We start from the raw sequence: 18,060 nt of genomic DNA on the forward strand, positions 1-18,060 counted from the left end.
TCGGTTCCGTCCAAGACGGCGGCGGCGGACGCCCTCTAGCGTGGTCACCAGCAGTTCGTCCGATCACGAGGAGACAGCATCATGCGTGACCTGGTCTACACCGGCTTCATGTCGCTCGACGGCGTCGTGGACTCGCCCGGCGGCGGGCCGGGCGAGGAGCACCGCAGCGCCGGCTGGGTGGTCAAGGACCTCGAGTTCGTCCCCGAGGCATGGTCGCTGAAGGGTGAGGAGCTCGAGGAGACGACGGCGCTGATGTTCGGGCGCCACAGCTACGAGTCGTTCGCCACGACCTGGCCGGCGTCGGAGGACCACGCCGACTACAAGGAACTGCCCAAGTACGTCGTGTCGACGACGCTGCCCGACGACGCGCTCGTCGACGGCTGGGGGCCGCAGACGATCCTGCGCTCGACCGAGGACGTCGCTGCGCTGAAGCAGGGTGACGGCGGCAAGATCTTCATCCACGGCAGCGCGGAGCTGGCCCGGCGGCTGGCCGACGCGGACCTGATCGACCAGTACAACCTGCTGGTCTTCCCGGTGCTGCTGGGTGCCGGCACGAGCGTGTTCAGCCGTGCGGACCGCGCCAAGCAGATGTTGTCGCTGCGCGAGTTCGACACCTATTCGAACGGGATCATGAAGCTGGTCTACGACGTCCGGCGCTGAGCCACGTCGAGGGCGATCGCTGTGCCGCTACCCTCGCGCAGCTGCCCGGCCGTGCGTCCGACATACGTGCGCAGCGCCCGGGCCAGGTGCGGCTCGTCGAAGTAGTCCAGCTTGGCGACGACGTCGGCGGCCAGGGCGCCGGCGGCCAGCAGCTCCGCCGCCGTCCGGGCCCGCTCGATCTGCCGGATGGCGCCCCGGGTCAGCCCGGTCGCCGCGCGGAAGCGACGTTCGATCGTGCGGCCCGAGACCGCCGGGTCGCCGCCGCGGAGCACGTCGGTGACGAGCGGGTCACGGACGATGACGCCGGCCCGCACCAGCCGCTCGACCAGAGCCTCTGCGTCGTCGGCGCCCGGCGTCTCCCACCGCGCGCCGTCGAGCCGGAACGTCCGGCGCGTGGTGTCGGGCAGCTCGATACCGCCGTCGACCAGGGCGGACGTGGGCGCGACCCGCAGCGAGGTGCCCACGGCGAAGTCGATGCCCGTGAAGGTGGCGCCCTCGGGCACCGGCGCCGTGCCGGAGGTCGTCTCGGGCCCGGAGACGCCGGCGTACGACCGGCCCCGCTGCTCCCAGAACACCAGGCCCCAGCGCACCCCGGCGACCGCGGTCATCTGCGTGACGTGCTCGCTGGTGCACGTCCACACCTCGTCGACCCACGGTGATCCGGAGCCGCGCGTCTCGAACCGCAGTCCCACGGCCGAAGAATACGCCGCGGGTCGCAGGCCTCAGCCGGGCCGCTGGTCCAGCAGCCGGAAGGTGCGGACGGTGAACGGGAGGAGGGCCAGCAGCAGGGACACGGCCCCGGTCGCGAGCAGCGCGACGAGCAGGCCGGAACCGTCGACGAGCAGGCCGCCGAGCACCGGTCCCAGCGGAAGCCCCGTCCAGGCGAGTGCCTTGATGGCGCCCAGCACGCGCGGGAGCAGTTCCGTCGGAACACGTTCGTACTGCACCGCTCCGATGATGGGGTTGATGCCGCCGGCGGCAAGACCGCTCACCAGGGCCACGGCGGCCGTGGCCGACGGCGACCAGCCGATCGCCATCGCGATCGTGAGCGGTGCGCCACCCAGCGCGAACCCGATGGCGTACACCGCCCAGCGCCGCAGCCGGGGAGCCAGCCACGAGCCGAGGAGGCTGCCGACGAGTGCGCCCAGTGAGATCGCACCGGAGACGAGGCCGAGCGTCGCCGGAGCGAGGCCGTCCTCGCGCACCCAGCTGGGCAGCAGCACGCTGTAGCGCGCGTTGTTGAGCAGGTTCGAGGCGGCGACCATGAGGACGATCCACCGCAGCAGCGGGTCGGCGAACACGAACCCGAGCCCGGCCGTCACGCGCCGCAGGTACCGCCCCTCGGTCGCGCCGCCTCGCGCCGGTCCGCCCATGTCCGCGGGGACGCCGGCCAGCAGGACGATCGCCGTGGCGATGAACCCCGAGCCGCAGACCAGGAGGACCATGGCGGGCTCGAGGACGGTGAGCAGCGCCGCGGCCGCGGGAGCGCCGAGCAGCATGGCCGCCTCGCGGGCACTGGAGTTCAGGCCGGCCGCCCGCTCCAGCGGGGTGCCCCCACGTCGCGCGGCCTCGGGGACGAGCGGGGCGACCGCGCAGTCGGCGACGCCGCGGAGGGTGCCGACGACCGCGACGACGGCGACGATGGCGGCCAGGCCGAGCGCACCCGCCGCGGAGAGGGCCGGCACGCACAGGATGACGGGTCCCGCGATGACGTTCCCCGCCCATGCCGCTCGGCGCGGCCCGACCCGCTCGACCCACGGTCCGGCCAGCGCCTGCATGGTCACGTAGGGCGCCAGCTCCGCGAAGACGACGAGACCGGTGCGAGCCGCGCTGCCGGAGGTCGTCAGCACGAGCCAGGGGATGGCGAGGGCCGAGACCGACGTGAACAGGACCGAGACGAGGTTCGAGGCCAGCACCGCATGCAGCGGCAGCCTCGAGACCGGCTGTGCCGTCACGCCCTGCGCGGTGCCGTGGCGTCGGGCTCGTCCGGGACCAACTGGAACTGGAGGACGGCGCGCTCGCGACCCTCGCCGTCGTCGTCCGGGCCGCCCGGCCCGCGTGCCCTGCCCCGCTGGTCGCTGCGGTACGGAGCGACCAGCGCATGGATCCGGAGCGCGAGCTCGCGTGCTTCGGCTCGGGAGAGCGACAGCGTCGTCTCGCCGAGCTGCCACGGCAGGAGATGCAGCTCGTCATGCCGTGCGGACAAGGTGTCGATGTAGCCGAGGACCCGCTCGTACGCCACCTGAGCGACGGCGCGCATGTACCGCTCCGCCGCCTCGACCTGCGCGTCGCTGCCGCCGTGTCCGGGAACGCGGAACGAGAACGTGATGCCCTCGTGCACCGGCCGCCACCATCGCTCGCGCCGCGTGCCGCGCTCGACGTCCTCCTCGATGAATCCCGCGTCGGCGAGGGCGCGCAGGTGGTAGCTCGTCACGCCGCTGGACTGGCCGATGCGCTCGGCCAGCGTCGTCGCCGAGCCCGGCCCGTCCTCGCGCAGCAGCCGCAGCAGGCTCACCCGGATCGGGTGCGCGAGTGCCTGGACGTTGACGGGCGTGACCAGCGCGTATCGCTCGGGGTCGAACCACGGCGGCGGCCAGGCGCCGGGGTCGTCGGGATCCTCGGTCATGTGTGCAGAATAGCTTTGCAAACGCGATTTGCAAAGACGTTTTGCGATTGCTCGGGTGCGGCCCGGGCTCGCCCCGCCTCCCGTTCGCCAGGCATTCACCCGATGGTCGCGAAGTATCTGGTTCGTTCCTCTTTGCTGTGCGGGGCGGCTGGGGGCCGCCGTCATCGATGAGGGGGAAGCAGGCATGAGTGCGCGCAAGGCGCAGAGGGCCGCCGTCGCCGTTCTGGCGGTCACGGGACTGGTCCCGCTGGGGGTGGCCGGAGTTCCGGCGGCGGCGGGCCCGGACCTCCCGGGAGTGGTCGTCAACGAGGTCTCGCAGCGGGTGAACCCGGACTGGGTGGAGCTGTACAACCCGGGCGACGAGGTGGTCGACCTGTCCGGCTGGAAGCTCCAGGACGACCAGGACCGCGGGCCGGAGGACTACGTGTTCCCGGCCGGCACGGTGATCCCGGCCGGCTGGTACCTGGTGCTCGACGCGGCCGAGGACGACACGCCGGGGTTCGAATTCGGGCTGGGCGCGGCCGACACCGTCCGGCTGTCCGACGCCGGCGGAGGGCTGGTCGACAGCCTCAGCTGGACCGAGCATGCCGCCACGTCGTACGGCCGCTGCCCGGACGGCACCGGCGAGGTCCGGCAGACGGCGACGGCGACCCGCGGCGAGGCCAACGACTGCACGTCGCCGGTCCGGATCAACGAGGTCGCGGCCGGATTCGTCGAGCTGGTCGACCCGAGCGGCGCCGGCGTCGACCTGGACGGTCTCGTCGTCCGCGCGGCGGGCGCCGGCGGCGGCTACGAGGTCCCGGCCGGGTCGCTGGCGCCGGGCGAGCTGGTGGTGATCGATGCGGACGCGCTCGGGTTCGCGCCGGGCGAGGTCTCCGGGGTCGAGCTGGTGGACGGTGACGGCGCGGTGGCCGACGAGCACGGCTGGGACGCGCTGCCGGAGCCGAGCACGGGCCGCTGCCCCGACGGCACCGGCGCGTTCACGGTGACGGCGTCGGCGACGCCGGGCGGGCCGAACGACTGCGTGCCGGTCGCCGGCCAGGACGTCGTCCGGGTCAACGAGGTGGAGTCCAGCGACGGCGTGCCGGGCGACTGGATCGAGCTGGTCAACACCGGCGCCGAGCCCGTCGACCTGTCCGGCTGGCTGGTCCGCGACAACGACGACACCCGGTTCTCCACCATCGCGGCGGGCACGGTGATCGCGCCCGGCGGCTTCTACGTGCACGAGGAGGCCGCGCTCGGCTTCGGCCTCGGCGGCGCCGACATGGCCCGCCTCTACACGCCGAACGGCACGCTGGTCGACGGCTACGCCTGGGACGAGCACGCGCCGGCGACGTACGGCCGCTGCCCCGACGGCACCGGTGAGTTCCGCGCCACGACGACGCCGGCGAAGGGCGCGCCGAACCACTGCGACGGCGACCCGGAGCCCGAGCCGGAACCGGACCCGGGCAGCCCCTGGCCCGGCGGGCCGGAGATCACCGTCGTCGACCTGGCGGACGACTTCGACGGCGACCTCAGCGGCCTGGACCACCAGGACGGCGTCCTGTGGGCGGTCGACAACGGGCGCGGGCAGCTGCACAGGCTGGAGTGGGACGGCGGCGCCTGGCGGAACAGCGCCGACGACGGCTGGGCGGCCGGAAAGCCGCTGCGCTACCCGGGCGGCGTCGGCACGCCTGACAGCGAGGGCGTGACGGTGACCGGCGACGGCTCCGTCGTGGTCGGGACCGAGCGCGACAACGACGCCGACGACCTCAGCCAGCTGAGCCTGCTCCGCTTCGACGTCTCCGGCGCCGAGCCGAGCCTGACGGCGTCGGCGGAGTGGGACCTCACCCCGCAGCTGCCGCCGACCGGCCCGAACACCGGCATCGAGGCGGTCGAGTGGGTGCCCGACGACGTGCTGACCGGCCTCGGCTTCGCCGACGCGTCGGCCGGCGCCGCGTACGACCCGGACGGCTACGCCCCGCACGGCGGCGGCGTGTACTTCGTCGGCATCGAGGGGACCGGCCTCGTCTACGCCTACCTGCTCCTCGACGGCGGCGACGTGCACCGGCTCGCCGAACTGGACCCGGGGCTGGGCGGCGTCATGGCGCTGGACTTCGACCTCGCCACGGACACCCTCTGGGTGGTCTGCGACGACGGCTGCGACGGTGCGTCGGCGCTGCTGCGGGTCGGGGCGGACGGCGCGTTCGCGGCGACCGGCCGGGTCGCCCGTCCGGGCGGGATGGCGAACCTCAACACCGAGGGTTTCGCGATCACCCCGGTCGAGCACTGCGTCGACGGCCTGCGGCCGGTCTACTGGTCCGACGACAACGACACCGACGGTCACTCGCTGCGTGCCGGCACGCTTCCGTGCCCGGACCCGGAAGAGCCCGGCGAGCCTGGTGAGCCCGGTGACGAGGCCGGAGAGCCCGAAGAGCCCGGCGACGAGGCGGGAGACCCCGGCGACGCCGGCTCGGACGGCGGTGACACCGGCTCGGACGGCGGTGACACCGGCGCCGAGGCACTGCCGGACACCGGCGGCGCGGCCGGCCCGCTCCTGGTCGTCGGGGTGCTGCTGGCCCTGGCCGGGGTCGCCCTGGCGGCGGCCGGTCGATGGCGGGGTGGGTTCGGGCCGAGCTGATCCGGCCGGGTCGCCCGGACCGCCGTCGTCCCCGGGACGGCGGTCCGGGTCCGTCCCGGCGCACGGTCCGGAACGCGGTCCGCAGCGGCGGTCCGGGCCGATCAGCCGGTGGGAGCGCCGATCTGGCGAATCGCCCTCCTGCGACATCGCCGCGCGGCCTAGAGTGACAAGGCCGACGACTCGCAGGGGGAGAGACCATGGCCGACCCGAACGCGCTGCTCATCACCGACGTCGTGGTGTTCGACAGCGAGACCGGACACCTCACCGCACCCATGGACGTCACGGTGCGTGGTGGTGCCATCGCGAGCGTCGCCCCCGCGGGCGCCGCGCATGGCGACGTCCCGGCGATCGACGGAACCGGCCGCACTCTTCTGCCCGGTCTCATCGACGCGCACTGGCACGCGGCGTTCGCGACGATCCCGATGCAGGCCGCGCTCACCGCCGACGCCGGCTACCTGTTCGCCAACGCCGTCCGGGGCGCCCACCGGACCCTGATGCGCGGGTTCACGACGGTGCGCGACCTGGGCGGGCCCACGTTCGGCCTCAAGCGCGCCATCGACGAGGGCGTGGTGTCCGGGCCGCGCATCCTGTCGTCGGGGGCGTTCATCTCGCAGACCGGCGGACACGGTGACTTCCGGCTGCCGTACGAGGTGCCGCGCGGGGTGGCCGGTCACCTCAGCCACGGCGAGATCATGGGCGCGGGCGCGATCGCCGACGGCACCGCCGAGGTGTTGCGCGCGACGCGCGAGCAGCTCCGGCAGGGTGCGGCCCAGATCAAGCTCATGGCCGGGGGCGGCGTCGCCTCCAGCTACGACCCGATCGACGTGTCGCAGTACACCGAGGCGGAGTTCCGCGCCGCGGTCGAGGCCGCCGAGAACTGGGGCACGTACGTCACCGTGCACGCCTACACCCCGCGGGCCGTGCGCACCGCTGTCGACGCGGGGGTGGCCTGCATCGAACACGGGCAGCTGCTCGACGACGACACCGCCGCCATGATGGCCGAGCACGGGGTGTGGTGGAGCCTGCAGCCGTTCCTCGACGACGCCGACGCCGCGCCCGTCCCCGAGCCGAACCGCGACAAGTACCTGCGCATGGTCGCCGGCACCGACCGGGCCTACGAGCTGGCGATCACGCACGGGGTCAAGGTCGCCTTCGGCACGGACGTCCTGTTCGACGCGCGCCTCGCCGAGCGGCAGGGCGCGATGCTGGCCAAGCTCACCCGCTGGTACTCGCCCGCCGAGGTCCTGCAGCTCGCCACGATCCGCAACGCGGAGCTGCTGGCGATGTCGGGCGAGCGGCACCCCTACCCCGGGCGACTCGGTGTCGTCGCCGAGGGGGCGCTCGCGGACCTCGTGCTGGTCGACGGCGACCCACTCGCCGACATCTCGCTCATCGGCCGGCCCGACGAGACGTTCGTCGCGATCGTCAAGGGCGGCCGGGTCGTCAAGGGCGCCGAGCTCGTGGGCTCAGGCCCGGCCTGACGCCCGCGCGGCCTCGTCGCCGTAATGGCCCAGCACCATCGGCCAGCCGCGGTCGTACTCGGAGCGGGTCGCGGCCGGGTCGGCGTACGTCTCCCAGCCGCCGTGGCGCAGGGTGACCAGAGTGCCGCCGTCGACGGTGGCGAAGGAGACCTCGACCAGCCCGGCCACGTCGGCCGGCCGGCCCGGGTGCCAGGTGAACGCGACCAGCGCCGGCGGCTCCCACCGGGTCACCGTCCCCCAGATCGCCTCCTCACCAGAGGTGGAGTGTTCGACGATGATGCCGTCCTCGAAGGCGACGGACGCGGAGCGGTCGCGGTGGACGCTCAGCTCGGCGAGCGGCCACCAGCGGCCGATGCCGGCGGTGAACACGTCGAACGCCACCGCGGGGGCGGCGTCGACCACGATCTCGCGACGCAGGGGCGGTACGGGACTCACGGGTCCACCTCCGATTCGGTGACGCGGGCGACCTCCGCGGCGTAGGCGTCCAGCACCTCGTCCCAGGTGCGGGCCAGCCACTGCTGCACGGCCGCCAGACCGCCGGGCGCCAGCGCGTAGAGGTTCCTGGTGCCGGCGCTGCGGTGCTCGATCAGCCCGGCGCCGCTGAGCACCCGCAGGTGCTTGCTCACGGCGGGGCGGCCGACCGGCAGCCGCTCGGCCAGCTTGCCGACGGGCGTCGGGCCGTCGCGCAGGAGCTCGAGGATGCGCCGCCGCACGGGCTCGCCGAGGGCGTCGAACGCCGCATCCGCTGATTGGTTACTCATGGGCAACGGTTACTCTACAGCAACCATTGCTACTCCGTCTCGATCAGCGCCGCCAGACGGATGCCTGCCATGACGGCGGTCGCGGCCGGCCCGCTCGACGTCACCGCCGGGAAGATCGACGTGTCGGCGACCCGCAGGCCGGTGACGCCGTGGACGCGGCCGTGCTGGTCGACGACGCCGTCCGGGCCCATCGCGCAGCCGCCGCTCAGGTGGATCGCCGTTCCCACGTGCCCGAGAAGCCAGCGATCCAGCGCCGCGTCATCGGCCAGCACCTCGTCCGGCGGTCCGGTGCGCGTGGCCACCAGCGGCCGGAACGCCTCCGCCGACAGCAGCTGCACCGCCACCCGCACGCCCTCGCGCAGCCGGGCCCGGTCCTCCGGCGTCGAGAGGTACCGGTAGTCCAGCCGCGGCGGCACCGCCGGGTCGGCCGAGACCAGCTCGACGATGCCGCGGCTGGTCTCCTGTTGCAGTGCGACCCGCAGCGAGAGGTCGTCGCCGGCGCCGGGGACGACGTGGCCGAGCGGCCGGGTCCAGCACAGGATCTCGAGGTCGCCCTCGTACGGCGACCCGGTCGCGGTGAACGCCAGCCGTCCCTGCAACGGCAGCGCGGCCGACGGATCCGGCGCCGGCCCTCGGTACCCGACGGTGATCTCCGGGTGGTCCGTGGTCCCGCGGCCGACGCCCGGCAGGCCGGCGATCACCGGCACGCCCAGCGCCGCCAGCCTCGCGGGCGGGCCGACGCCGGAGACCATGAGCAGCTGCGGTGACAGCACCGCCCCGGCGGACAGGATCACCTCGCCGGCCCGCAGCTCCGCGAGCCGCCCGCCGAGCGAGACGACCACCCCGGTCGCTCGCGTCCCCGTGAACAGCACCCGCCGCACCAGCGCGTCACCCAGCACGGTGAGGTTCGGCCGCCCGGCGGCCGCCGCCAGGTAGGTGCGCGCCGTGCTGTGCCGGACCCCGTCGGCGACCGAGAGCGGGACCGGTCCGTAGCCGGGCGGCCCGCCGTCGTTCTGGTCCGGCTGTGCCGGGAAGCCCAGCTCGGCGCAGGCCGCGAAGAACGCCGACGTCAGGGGATGAAGTGGCCGGTCGCGCAGCACCGGGACCGGCCCGCCGCGCCCGTGCCCCGGCCGGTCGCCGTAGTCGCGGTCGTCCTCCAGCGCCACGAAGAACGGCCGCACCCGCTCCCACGACCACGCCGGGTTCCCCAGCGCCGCCCACCGATCGAAGTCGTGCGGCGCCCCGCGGACGAAGTAGCCGCCGTTCACCGCCGTCGACCCGCCGAGGATCCGGCCGCGCGGCACGACCGCCGTCACGTCAGGGGTCAGCCGGACCGGGAACGCCCAGGCCGCCGGGTGGTCTGGCGCCGCCGCGGGCATCGTGCAGGGGTCCAGCAGGGCTGCCGGGACGTCGGCGGATCCGGCCTCGAGCAGCAGCACCCGCCGGGCCGGGTCCTCGCTCAGCCGCGCGGCCAGCGGTGCGCCGGTGGCGCCCGCGCCGACCACCACGACGTCGTACGACACCCTCGCACCGTATCTGCGATCATGACCGCGTGACCGGGGTGGGGCAGGTCGTGGGGAACATCGTGGGGCGCGACGACGAGTTCGAGCGCGCCTGCCGGGCACTCGCCGCGGGCGGGTCCGTGCTGCTGGAGGGACCCGCCGGCATCGGCAAGACGGCGGTGTGGCGTGCGCTGGTCGCCCGGCTGCGCGACGACGGCGTCCTCGTGCTGGCCGCCGCGCCGACGGAGACCGAGGCGGCGCTGCCGCTGGCCGGCCTGGCCGACCTGCTCGGCCCGCTCTCCGGCGCGGTGCCGGACCTGCCCGGCCCGCAGCGGCGGGCGGCCGAGGCCGTCCTGCTGGAGCGTCCGCCCGACGACACGATGGACGAGCGGGCGCTGGGCGCCGCCGTCCGGACCCTGCTGGACGGCGCGGTCGCCGGCGGGGCGCCGGTCGTCGTGGCGGTCGACGACGCGCCGTGGCTGGACCCGCCCAGCGAGCGGGCGCTGCGGTTCGCGCTGCGCCGCGTTCCGGGCGTGCCGACACTGGTCAGCCGGCGGACGACGGCACCGGCGCCGGCCCCGCTCGGCCTGGACCGCGACGACGCCCGCCTCACCCGCATCGAGGTGACGCCGCTCGGCGTGGGCGCGTTGCACCGGGTGCTGCGCGAGCGGCTCGGCACCACGCTGAGCCGGCCGCTGCTCACCCGCGTCGCACGCGAGGCCGGCGGCGTCCCGCTGCTGGCCATCGAGCTGGCCCGGGCGGCGACCCGGTTGCCGCACCCGCCGCGGCCGAGCGAGGAGCTGCCGGTCGTGGCGTCCATGCGCGAGCTGCTGTCGGGATCGCTGGCGGCGCTGCCGGAGAGCGGGCGCGACGCGCTGCGGCTGGCCGCCCTGCTGGCGGTGCCGCGGCCGGCCGACCTCGCCGCCGCGGGCGTCGGGCCGGCCGATCTCGACCCGGCGGAGGAGGCCGGGCTGGTGACCGTCGCCGATGCGGCGGTCGCGTTCGCCCACCCGCTCTACGCGTCGGTCGTGCGGGCCGAGACGCCGTCCGGCGTGCGGCGGCGGCTGCACGGCGTGCTGGCCGAGGTGGTCGGCGACCCCGACGAGCGGGCCCGGCACCTGGCCCGCTGCACCGTCGGCCCTGACGAGGAGGTGGCGGGCGAGCTGGCCGAGGCGGCCGGGCGGCTGCGCCGGCGCGGAGCGCCCGAACTGGCGGCGGAGTTGTTCGACCGCGCGGCCGAGCTGACCCCGCCGACGACGGGGGAGAGTGGGCAGTCGCGCCGGCTGACCGCGCTGCGCTGCCGGTTCGACGCCGGAGCCTACGAGGCCACCCGCACCGGGGCGCTGGCACTGGCCGAGGTCGCGACGGGCGAGTTGCGGGCCGAGGCGCTGCTGCTGTGCGCCGCCGTCGCCTGGAACGTCGAGGACGCCGGGGCGCCGGCCGCGGCCGCCGCCCGCGACGCGCTGGCCTCGGTGCCGCCGGACTCCGCCGTCGCCGGCCGGGTGCACGCGCACCTCAGCATGTTCCACGACTCGCCGGCCGACGCGATCCCGCACGCCCGGGCCGCGTGCACCCTGCTGGCCGGCGCCACCGGCGACGACCGCGCTCTGCTCTCCGCGTCGCTGCTGCAGCTGTTCTTCCAGGAGGTGCGCTCCGGCCGGCCGGCCCGCACCGAGCTGCTCGACGACGCGCTGGCGCTGGAGGACGACGGCCCGTCCTGGTTGTCCGGCACCATCCCGGCCATCTGGTGGAAGTCCGTCGACGACCACGGCCGTGCCCGCGACCGCCTCACCACGATGCTGGGCCGCGCCCAGGCCGTCGGCGACGAGCCGGGGCAGCACGAGGCGCTCATGCACCTGGCCGAGGCGGAGCTGTCGGCCGGCCGGTTCGCTGCGGCGGCCGCGCACATCGCCGCCGCCCGTGACCTGGGCGAACAGCTGGGCACCGGGCTGGTCGGCGAGGCCTGGCTGGCCGCGACGCTCGACGCGCACCGCGGCCGGCTGGCCGAGGCGGCGACGGCGGCCGAGACGGGCCTGCGCCAGGCCGGCGGCGACAGCTGGGCCCGGCGCATCCACCTCGGGCTGGCCGCGTTCGCCGCGCTGTGCGCCGGCCGGTCCGCCGACGCCGTCACGCACTACCGCGACATGTCCGAGCTGTTGCGCGACACCGGGCTGGTGGAGCCGCTGGCGCAGCGGTTCGAACCGGACTGGATCGAGGCCTGCGTGGCGGTCGGCGACCTCGACGGTGCCTCGGCCGTGCTGGACCGGCTGGCCGAGCGGCACGCCCGGCTGCCGCGGCCTTGGACACGCCTCGGCCTGGTCCGCAGCGCCGTCCTGCTCAGCGGCGCGACCGGCGACGGCCTCGACGGCGCGTTGGCCGACCTCGCCGCCGCCCGCGCGGAGATCGCGCCGGAGACCGTCCCGTTGGACCGCGCCCGCTGCCTGCTCGTCGCGGGCGTCGCACTGCGCCGGGCCAGGCGCCGCCGCGACGCCCGCACCGCGCTGACCGAAGCGGCGGCCGAGTTCGCCGCACTCGGCGCCGCCGCGTTCGAACGGCGGGCGCGCGACGAGCTGGCCCGCGTCGGGAGCCGCCCGGCCGCGCCGCTCGCTCTCACACCCACCGAGGAGAGGGTCGCCCGGCTGGCCGCCGCGGGCCGGACCAACCGGCTGATCGCCGACGAGCTGTTCGTCAGCCCGAAGACCGTCGAGGCCAACCTCGCCCGCGTCTACCGGAAGCTGGGCATCGCCAGCCGCGCCGAACTGGGCGCCGCGATGGCCCGCCGCGTCGTCGAAGGATAGGGAAACACCCGATTCCCGCGGGGGTCTCGCTCCCTAACGTCAGTGCCGTGAACAGGCGGTTGTACGCCCTGGAGCACTACACGGGCCCCGACGACACGGCCGAGCCGGTGCCGGCGCTGCCGGAGGACGTCCGGCTGCGGCTGGCGGTCCGGCTGCCCGCCGACGAGGTCGTGCTGGCGCTGGTCGAGGGCCCGGACGAGCCGACGGTCGTCGCCGCGGCGGCCGCCGCCGGCTGGCGGGTGGACCGGATCGGCCCGGCCGCGTGGCACCCGGTCGCCGACGACACCCTCGCGGAAGGACGACGCCCATGAGGAACCGACCGATGGCGGCCGCCGTGTCGCTCGTGCTGGTGCTGCTCGCCGGGTGCGGCGACGACGAGCCGATCGCGGCGAGCGACGACGCCACCGCCGGCTCGATCTTCACCGACCCGCCGGCCGCACCGCCGCCGGCCCCCGTCGAGACCACTCCGCCGCCCGCGCCGGAGACCGTCGACGCGTGCGCGCTGCTCACCCAGGCCGAGGCCGAGACGCTGGCCGCCACCCCGCTGGACCCGCCGGTGGCCGGCCTGGCCTCGTGCACGTGGACCGGCCCGGTCACCGGCCCGACCGCTCAGGTCGAGGTGTACGTCGGCGACGGCGCCCTGAAGATCCTCGACATCGACCGCCAGCTCGGCCACGTGTTCACCGAGCTGCCCGGCATCGGCGACGAGGCACACCTCGAGGACGGCATGGTCTTCGTCCTCGTCGACGGCACCTGGATCGGCGTCCGCCTGGTCCGGCTCGACGACCCGGCGCTGTTCGCCGGGCCACTGGAAGAGACCGCCCGCATCGTCGCGGACCGGATCTGACCCCGACACCAGAGGAGACCTTCCGATGCGACCCACCGCCCGACTGCTGCTCGGCCTCGCGCTGCTCGGCGCCCTCACGGCCTGCGGCGGCTCCGACGACGACGGCGAGACGTCCGGCGACGCCGCGCCGGTGGCCGACGACGAGGGCGGCGAACTCGCCGTGCTCGGCAACGACGACGTCCCGGACTGCCCGTTCACCGCGGAGCAGGTCTCGGACATCGTCGGCACCCCGCTGGAGGCGGACGGTCCCTGCTACTTCATCGACGGGGTCGCGATCGTCCAGGCGACCATGTCGTCGCAGGCCGCCGGCAGCGTCACCTACGACTACTCGCGCGAGCAGGCCGGCCAGCGCTTCGACCGGGTCGCCGACCTCGACCGCGGCGACCTGGGCTACCTGGGCGTGGGCGACGTCGAGGGCGAGGCCGTGCTGATCCAGCCGTCGGGCAGCTACACGATCAACGTCAGCAGTCTGGGCGGCGGCGCGGACGGCCTGGAGGCCGCCCTGCAGGCGCTGCTCGACGCGATTCCGTCCTGACGGACATGGTTCGCCGAAAGCTGTGCGCCGAGGACGTGGCCCGCCCGGCTGGGAGGGAGTCCCACCCTACGGGCGGGCACCGACAGCCGACGCGAACGTCGGCGCGGACGATGGGCCGCGGGACGCTGGCGGGGCTGCTGGCGCTGGCCCTGTTGACGGCCGCGAGCTGCGGCGGCGGGTCCGGCGAGTCCGGCGCCGCGCCGCCGGGGGAGACCGTCGCCGAGGTCAACGGGCAGCCGCTGACCGAGGCCGAGCTGCGCTACGGGCAGGCGCCGGTCCCGGACGACGCGGTGACCTACCAGCCCGACGTCGTCCTGCTGCCGGCCGGCGCCGACGCGGTCGTCTCCGTCACCGCCGACGGCGTCACGTGGACGATCGACGGCGACGCCGAGGGCGCCGACCGGCTCGAGCCCGGCGCCGTCCTGTTCGCGACGTCGCGCGGCGTCGGCCGGATCGTCGACGTCCGGCCCGCGGGCGACGACCTCGCCGTCACGCTCGCGCCCGTGGAGCTGACCGAGGTGATCCGCGACGGCACGTTCCGCGGCGACGCGCCGATCGACCTCGGCGGCGCGGCCGCCTACCTCGGTGAGGGCGGGATGTGGGCGGAGGACGCTCCGGCCGGCGCCGAGCTGGAGCCGGCGCCCGAGCAGACGGCGATCGTCCGCAGCTCCCACGTCCGCTCCCAGGGCGGCGCGCCACCGCGGGTGGAGCAGCCGCGGCCGGTGGTCGGCGCGCCCAGGCCGGTCAGCACCCGCGGCTTCCGCGTCACCCCGATGTGCTGCCACGGCGGCGTCGGCGCGCACCTCACCTACGACGACGGCGGGATCCGGTTCGCCGGCACCGTCACCCTCGTCATGGAGAAGCCGTCGGCGCGGTTCCACCTGGAGATCTCCGGCGGGCGGATCCGGGTGGCCGAACTGGCCGTCCACGGAGCCGGCGGCGTGCGGCTGGACCTCACCGCCGCCAGCGCCGTCGGCACCGACCGGCAGCTGGACAAGACGTTCCCGATCCCGATCGACTTCAGCGTCCCGGTCGGGCACGTCCTCGGGCTGCCGTTCACGCTGACCGCGCGGCAGGAGATCCAGATCACGACCGCGTTCAGCGCGAAGAACGGCAACATCAGCGCCCGCGGCGAGTACGTCATCGGCGGCGAGCTCGGTTTCGGCTACCGCGGCGGCTCGTGGGGCGTGCACCTGCCGACGGCGCCCGCGATGCGCAGCAGCCTGCTCGACTCGATCGACGGCATCAACGTCGGCGTGCAGGGGATCGTGCTGGCGTTCAAGACCACGTTCACCATCGGGATCGGCGCCTTCGGCTTCATGACCGGCCTCAATGCCGGTCTCGTGGTGTCGGCCGGGGTCACGGTCGGCTCCGACCTGGCGGACTTCGCGCCGCTGAAACCGGTGGAGGGAACCAAGCTGAAATGCCGTGGGGCCACGCTGGCCGTCGACGCCACGTACAGCGTGGGCTACACGGTGCCGGCCTTCGTCGCCTCCGTGATCAACTTCTTCATGAAGCCACTGGGGGTGCGCCCGATCCAGCGCTCCGGCGGCATCCCGTCGCCGCCGGGCCGGGCGCACATCACCGACCTGAGCCAGTACGAGCCGCGCGGCTGCCGGGGCTAGGGGGTGCCGGTCGCATCCGCGACCGGCGCGCCGCCGTAGCCGATCTCGTTGCCGTCGGGGTCGCGGTAGGTGAGCTTGCGGACGCCGTTGCCGTACGTCTCACGCAGCGCCGGCTCGATGCCACGCGCCGAGATGCCCTCGACCAGCATGTCGAGGTCGTCGACGAACACCGTGACATGGGTGTGGCCGGCGTGCTCGGGCGCCTCGTGGACGGCGACGTACCGGTGCTCGGCCAGCTCCCACACCACCTCGGTGTCGTGGGCGCGGAACGTGAACTCCGCGCCGAACAGCCGCTCGTACCAGGCGGTCGCGGCTGCGAAATCGGTGACCGGGACGACGGGGAACAGGTCCAGGGACATGCCCGCGATGCTAGGGCATGTCTCCCGGGTCCATGGCCTGCCGCGCGACGCCCGGGCGGGCACCGCACCGCGTTCTCGCCGCACGCCCTGGCGATCCGGCCGTCCGGCGGCGCGCACGCACGCGCCGCCGGACGGCCCGGAGTCAACCTCGGCCGCTGCTGGCGCGGGCCCGCCGCGCGATCGCGTCGATCGAGACCGCGAGCAGCAGAACGGCGCCGGTGACGATGTAGCGGACCGACGAGTCGACGCCGATGCGGTTGAGACCGCTGGTGATCGCGGTCAGCACCAGGACGCCGAGCAGCGCGGAGTAGGCCGAGCCGCGGCCGCCGAACAGGCTGGTGCCGCCGATGACCGCCGCCGCGATCGCCGTCAGGTTGACGTCGTTGCTGCCGCTGGCCTGCGACACCGACGTCAGCCGGGCGAGGAACATCAGGCCACCCGTCGCGGCCAGCGTGCCGGTCAGCGAGAACGCCGAGATGTAGATCCAGTTGACGTTGATGCCGGACCGGCGGGCCGCCTCGACGTTGCCGCCGACGGCGTACAGGTGCCGGCCCCAGGTGGACTTGCGCAGCACCAGGTCCAGCAGGACGACCAGCCCGATGAAGAACACCACCGCGTAGCCCCAGCCGCGGTCGATGTTCAGGTAGTACGTCAGGAAGCCCAGCCCGCCGAGCAGGATCGCCGACTTCACCAGCACCAGCGTCAGCGACTGCGCCGGCAGCCCGGCCGCGGTCCGCCGCCGGATGCCGATGATGCTGACCAGCGCGTACAGCGCCACGATCGCCGCTACGACGACGTAGGAGACCACCGGGCTGAGGAAGTCCTCGCGGGCGAACTGCGCCAGCGCCGACGTCCGCGGCAGGTTGATGGTGCCCTGGTCGCCCAGCACGAGATACTGCACGCCGACGAAGCCGAGCAGGCCGGCCAGCGTGATGACGAAGCTCGGCACGCCGATCTTGGTGAAGATCAGTCCGTAGGCGATGCCGATGACCGCACCGGTGCCGGCGCCGGCCAGGATGCCCAGCACCAGCGGCTGGTCGTTGTTGACCACCATCACCGCGGTGATCGACGCCGCGAGGCCGCTGATCGAGCCGACGGACAGGTCGATCTCGCCGAGCAGCAGCACCAGCACGATGCCGACCGCGATGATGCCGTAAGGCACCGCGTTCAGCGTGATGTTCACCAGGTTGCTCGACGACAGGTACGTGACGTCCTGCAGGTAGAAGACCAGGCCGATCACGAGCAGCCCGATCACCACCGGCAGCAGGCCGAGGTCGCCGTCGCGGATCCGGCGCCGGAACGCGTCGACGGCGCCGCGCAGCCCGGTGTCCTGGGCGAGCCGCTCGTCGATCAGGTCGGCCCGGGCCGCCGTGTCGTCGGCCTGAGGCGTCCTGGTCCTGCTCATGACTGCCCCCCTGGTGCCTCGCGGCGGGCGTTGCGTTCGGCCACGACGTTGTCCGACGCGCCGGTGATGGCGGCGACGAGCTGTTCGGTCGTGACGTCGACGGTGCGGAACTCGGCCTCGTTGCGGCCCAGCCGCAGCACCACGATGCGGTCAGCGACGGCCTGCACGTCGGCCATGTTGTGGCTGACGAGGATCACACCGAGGCGCTGCTCGCGCAGCCGCTCGACGAGGTTGAGCACCTCGGCGGTCTGCGCGACGCCCAGGGCGGCGGTCGGCTCGTCCAGCATGACGACCTTGGGGTTGCCGACCAGGCTGCGGGCGATCGCGACGGTCTGCCGCTGGCCACCGGAGAGGCTGGCCACCGGGATGCGCACCGTCGGGATCTTCGCGCCCAGCTCGCGCAGCAGCCGCCAGGACTCCTTCTCCATGGCGACCTCGTCCATCCACGCCTTCGTGCCCAGCTCGCTGCCGAGGAACAGGTTGGCGACGACGTCGAGGTTGTCGCAGAGCGCGAGGTCCTGGAAGACCGTCGCGATGCCCAGCGACTGCGCGGCGCTCGGGCTGTGGATGTGCACCTGGCGGCCTTCGACCTGCATCGAGCCGGAGTCGGCCTGGTACACGCCCGACATGATCTTGACCAGGGTCGACTTGCCCGCGCCGTTGTCGCCGACCAAGGCGACCACCTCGCCGGCGCGGACCTGGAAGTCGACCCCGGCCAGCGCCTGTACGGCGCCGAAGTGCTTGCCGATCCCGGTGAGCTCCAGGACCGGTTCGGTGGTACTGGCGGGAGACCCGCTCTCGTGTGTGGCGACGCTCATCGGCACCATCTCCTCGTCATCGA

At 74.4% G+C, this 18,060-nt stretch carries 17 protein-coding genes; 8 read left to right on the forward strand and 9 right to left on the reverse strand.

The genetic code is table 11. The annotated features are described in order from the left end of the window. Positions 1 to 81 precede the first annotated feature (81 nt). Positions 82 to 660, forward strand: coding sequence for a dihydrofolate reductase family protein (locus DZA62_RS29540; protein WP_116952539.1), 579 nt, complete (start codon positions 82 to 84; stop codon positions 658 to 660). Here DZA62_RS29540 and DZA62_RS29545 read toward each other — a convergent pair. The 3 genes from DZA62_RS29545 to DZA62_RS29555 are packed head-to-tail and all read right to left on the reverse strand — an operon-like array spanning position 642 to position 3,286. Then, on the reverse strand, positions 642 to 1,352 hold the full coding sequence (locus tag DZA62_RS29545; protein WP_116952540.1) for a helix-turn-helix domain-containing protein: 711 nt from the start codon (positions 1,350 to 1,352) through the stop codon (positions 642 to 644). The genes DZA62_RS29540 and DZA62_RS29545 overlap by 19 nt on opposite strands. Positions 1,353 to 1,382: 30 nt before the next feature. After that, positions 1,383 to 2,615: an MFS transporter gene (locus tag DZA62_RS29550; protein WP_157987983.1), complete on the reverse strand. Its 1,233-nt coding sequence runs from the start codon at positions 2,613 to 2,615 to the stop codon at positions 1,383 to 1,385. Next, positions 2,612 to 3,286, reverse strand: coding sequence for an ArsR/SmtB family transcription factor (locus DZA62_RS29555; RefSeq protein ID WP_116952542.1), 675 nt, complete (start codon positions 3,284 to 3,286; stop codon positions 2,612 to 2,614). The genes DZA62_RS29550 and DZA62_RS29555 overlap by 4 nt, the downstream gene beginning before the upstream one ends. Positions 3,287 to 3,470: 184 nt before the next feature. Here DZA62_RS29555 and DZA62_RS29560 point away from each other — a divergent pair, with 184 nt between their 5' ends. After that, positions 3,471 to 5,906, forward strand: coding sequence for a lamin tail domain-containing protein (locus tag DZA62_RS29560; RefSeq protein ID WP_116952543.1), 2,436 nt, complete (start codon positions 3,471 to 3,473; stop codon positions 5,904 to 5,906). Between the two features lie 197 nt (positions 5,907 to 6,103). Then, the gene (locus tag DZA62_RS29565) at positions 6,104 to 7,387 is read left to right on the forward strand and encodes a metal-dependent hydrolase family protein (protein ID WP_116952544.1); all 1,284 of its coding nucleotides are present in this window, start codon (positions 6,104 to 6,106) and stop codon (positions 7,385 to 7,387) included. Here DZA62_RS29565 and DZA62_RS29570 read toward each other — a convergent pair. The 3 genes from DZA62_RS29570 to mftG are packed head-to-tail and all read right to left on the reverse strand — an operon-like array spanning position 7,373 to position 9,671. Then, on the reverse strand, positions 7,373 to 7,822 hold the full coding sequence (locus DZA62_RS29570; protein ID WP_116952545.1) for an SRPBCC domain-containing protein: 450 nt from the start codon (positions 7,820 to 7,822) through the stop codon (positions 7,373 to 7,375). The two genes, DZA62_RS29565 and DZA62_RS29570, sit on opposite strands and share 15 nt — an antisense overlap. Then, on the reverse strand, positions 7,819 to 8,148 hold the full coding sequence (locus DZA62_RS29575) for an ArsR/SmtB family transcription factor (RefSeq protein WP_116952546.1): 330 nt from the start codon (positions 8,146 to 8,148) through the stop codon (positions 7,819 to 7,821). The genes DZA62_RS29570 and DZA62_RS29575 overlap by 4 nt, the downstream gene beginning before the upstream one ends. 29 nt (positions 8,149 to 8,177) lie before the next feature. Next, positions 8,178 to 9,671, reverse strand: a complete 1,494-nt coding sequence (gene mftG / locus DZA62_RS29580) for a mycofactocin dehydrogenase MftG (RefSeq protein WP_116952547.1) — start codon at positions 9,669 to 9,671, stop codon at positions 8,178 to 8,180. Between the two features lie 29 nt (positions 9,672 to 9,700). Here mftG and DZA62_RS29585 point away from each other — a divergent pair, with 29 nt between their 5' ends. The 5 genes from DZA62_RS29585 to DZA62_RS29605 all read left to right on the forward strand — a co-directional run bounded on the left by DZA62_RS29585 (position 9,701) and on the right by DZA62_RS29605 (position 15,455). Next, positions 9,701 to 12,448 carry an AAA family ATPase gene (locus tag DZA62_RS29585; protein WP_198664344.1) on the forward strand — a complete coding sequence of 916 codons (2,748 nt, stop codon included), beginning with the start codon at positions 9,701 to 9,703 and terminating at the stop codon, positions 12,446 to 12,448. 47 nt (positions 12,449 to 12,495) lie between these two features. Beyond that, a complete protein-coding gene (locus tag DZA62_RS29590) occupies positions 12,496 to 12,759 on the forward strand; it encodes a hypothetical protein (protein WP_116952548.1) in 264 nt (87 codons plus the stop codon). Further along, positions 12,756 to 13,295 (forward strand): hypothetical protein, encoded by a 540-nt coding sequence (locus DZA62_RS29595; protein ID WP_116952549.1) that lies wholly within the window; start codon positions 12,756 to 12,758, stop codon positions 13,293 to 13,295. The genes DZA62_RS29590 and DZA62_RS29595 overlap by 4 nt, the downstream gene beginning before the upstream one ends. 25 nt (positions 13,296 to 13,320) lie before the next feature. Further along, positions 13,321 to 13,830 carry a hypothetical protein gene (locus DZA62_RS29600; RefSeq protein ID WP_116952550.1) on the forward strand — a complete coding sequence of 170 codons (510 nt, stop codon included), beginning with the start codon at positions 13,321 to 13,323 and terminating at the stop codon, positions 13,828 to 13,830. A gap of 110 nt (positions 13,831 to 13,940) precedes the next feature. Beyond that, positions 13,941 to 15,455, forward strand: coding sequence for a hypothetical protein (locus tag DZA62_RS29605; protein WP_116952551.1), 1,515 nt, complete (start codon positions 13,941 to 13,943; stop codon positions 15,453 to 15,455). Here the strand turns inward: DZA62_RS29605 and DZA62_RS29610 are convergent. From DZA62_RS29610 to DZA62_RS29620, 3 genes are all read right to left on the reverse strand, one after another. Beyond that, positions 15,452 to 15,814 carry a VOC family protein gene (locus DZA62_RS29610; RefSeq protein ID WP_116952552.1) on the reverse strand — a complete coding sequence of 121 codons (363 nt, stop codon included), beginning with the start codon at positions 15,812 to 15,814 and terminating at the stop codon, positions 15,452 to 15,454. The genes DZA62_RS29605 and DZA62_RS29610 overlap by 4 nt on opposite strands. Positions 15,815 to 15,956: 142 nt before the next feature. Continuing rightward, positions 15,957 to 17,219: a sugar ABC transporter permease gene (locus DZA62_RS29615; protein WP_116952553.1), complete on the reverse strand. Its 1,263-nt coding sequence runs from the start codon at positions 17,217 to 17,219 to the stop codon at positions 15,957 to 15,959. Then, on the reverse strand, positions 17,216 to 18,037 hold the full coding sequence (locus tag DZA62_RS29620) for an ATP-binding cassette domain-containing protein (RefSeq protein ID WP_116952621.1): 822 nt from the start codon (positions 18,035 to 18,037) through the stop codon (positions 17,216 to 17,218). Before DZA62_RS29620 ends, DZA62_RS29615 begins: the two co-directional genes overlap by 4 nt. Positions 18,038 to 18,060 lie beyond the last annotated feature (23 nt).

This window comes from Jiangella endophytica, assembly GCF_003427025.1.
In the GTDB taxonomy this organism is placed as follows: Bacteria; Actinomycetota; Actinomycetes; order Jiangellales; family Jiangellaceae; genus Jiangella; species Jiangella endophytica.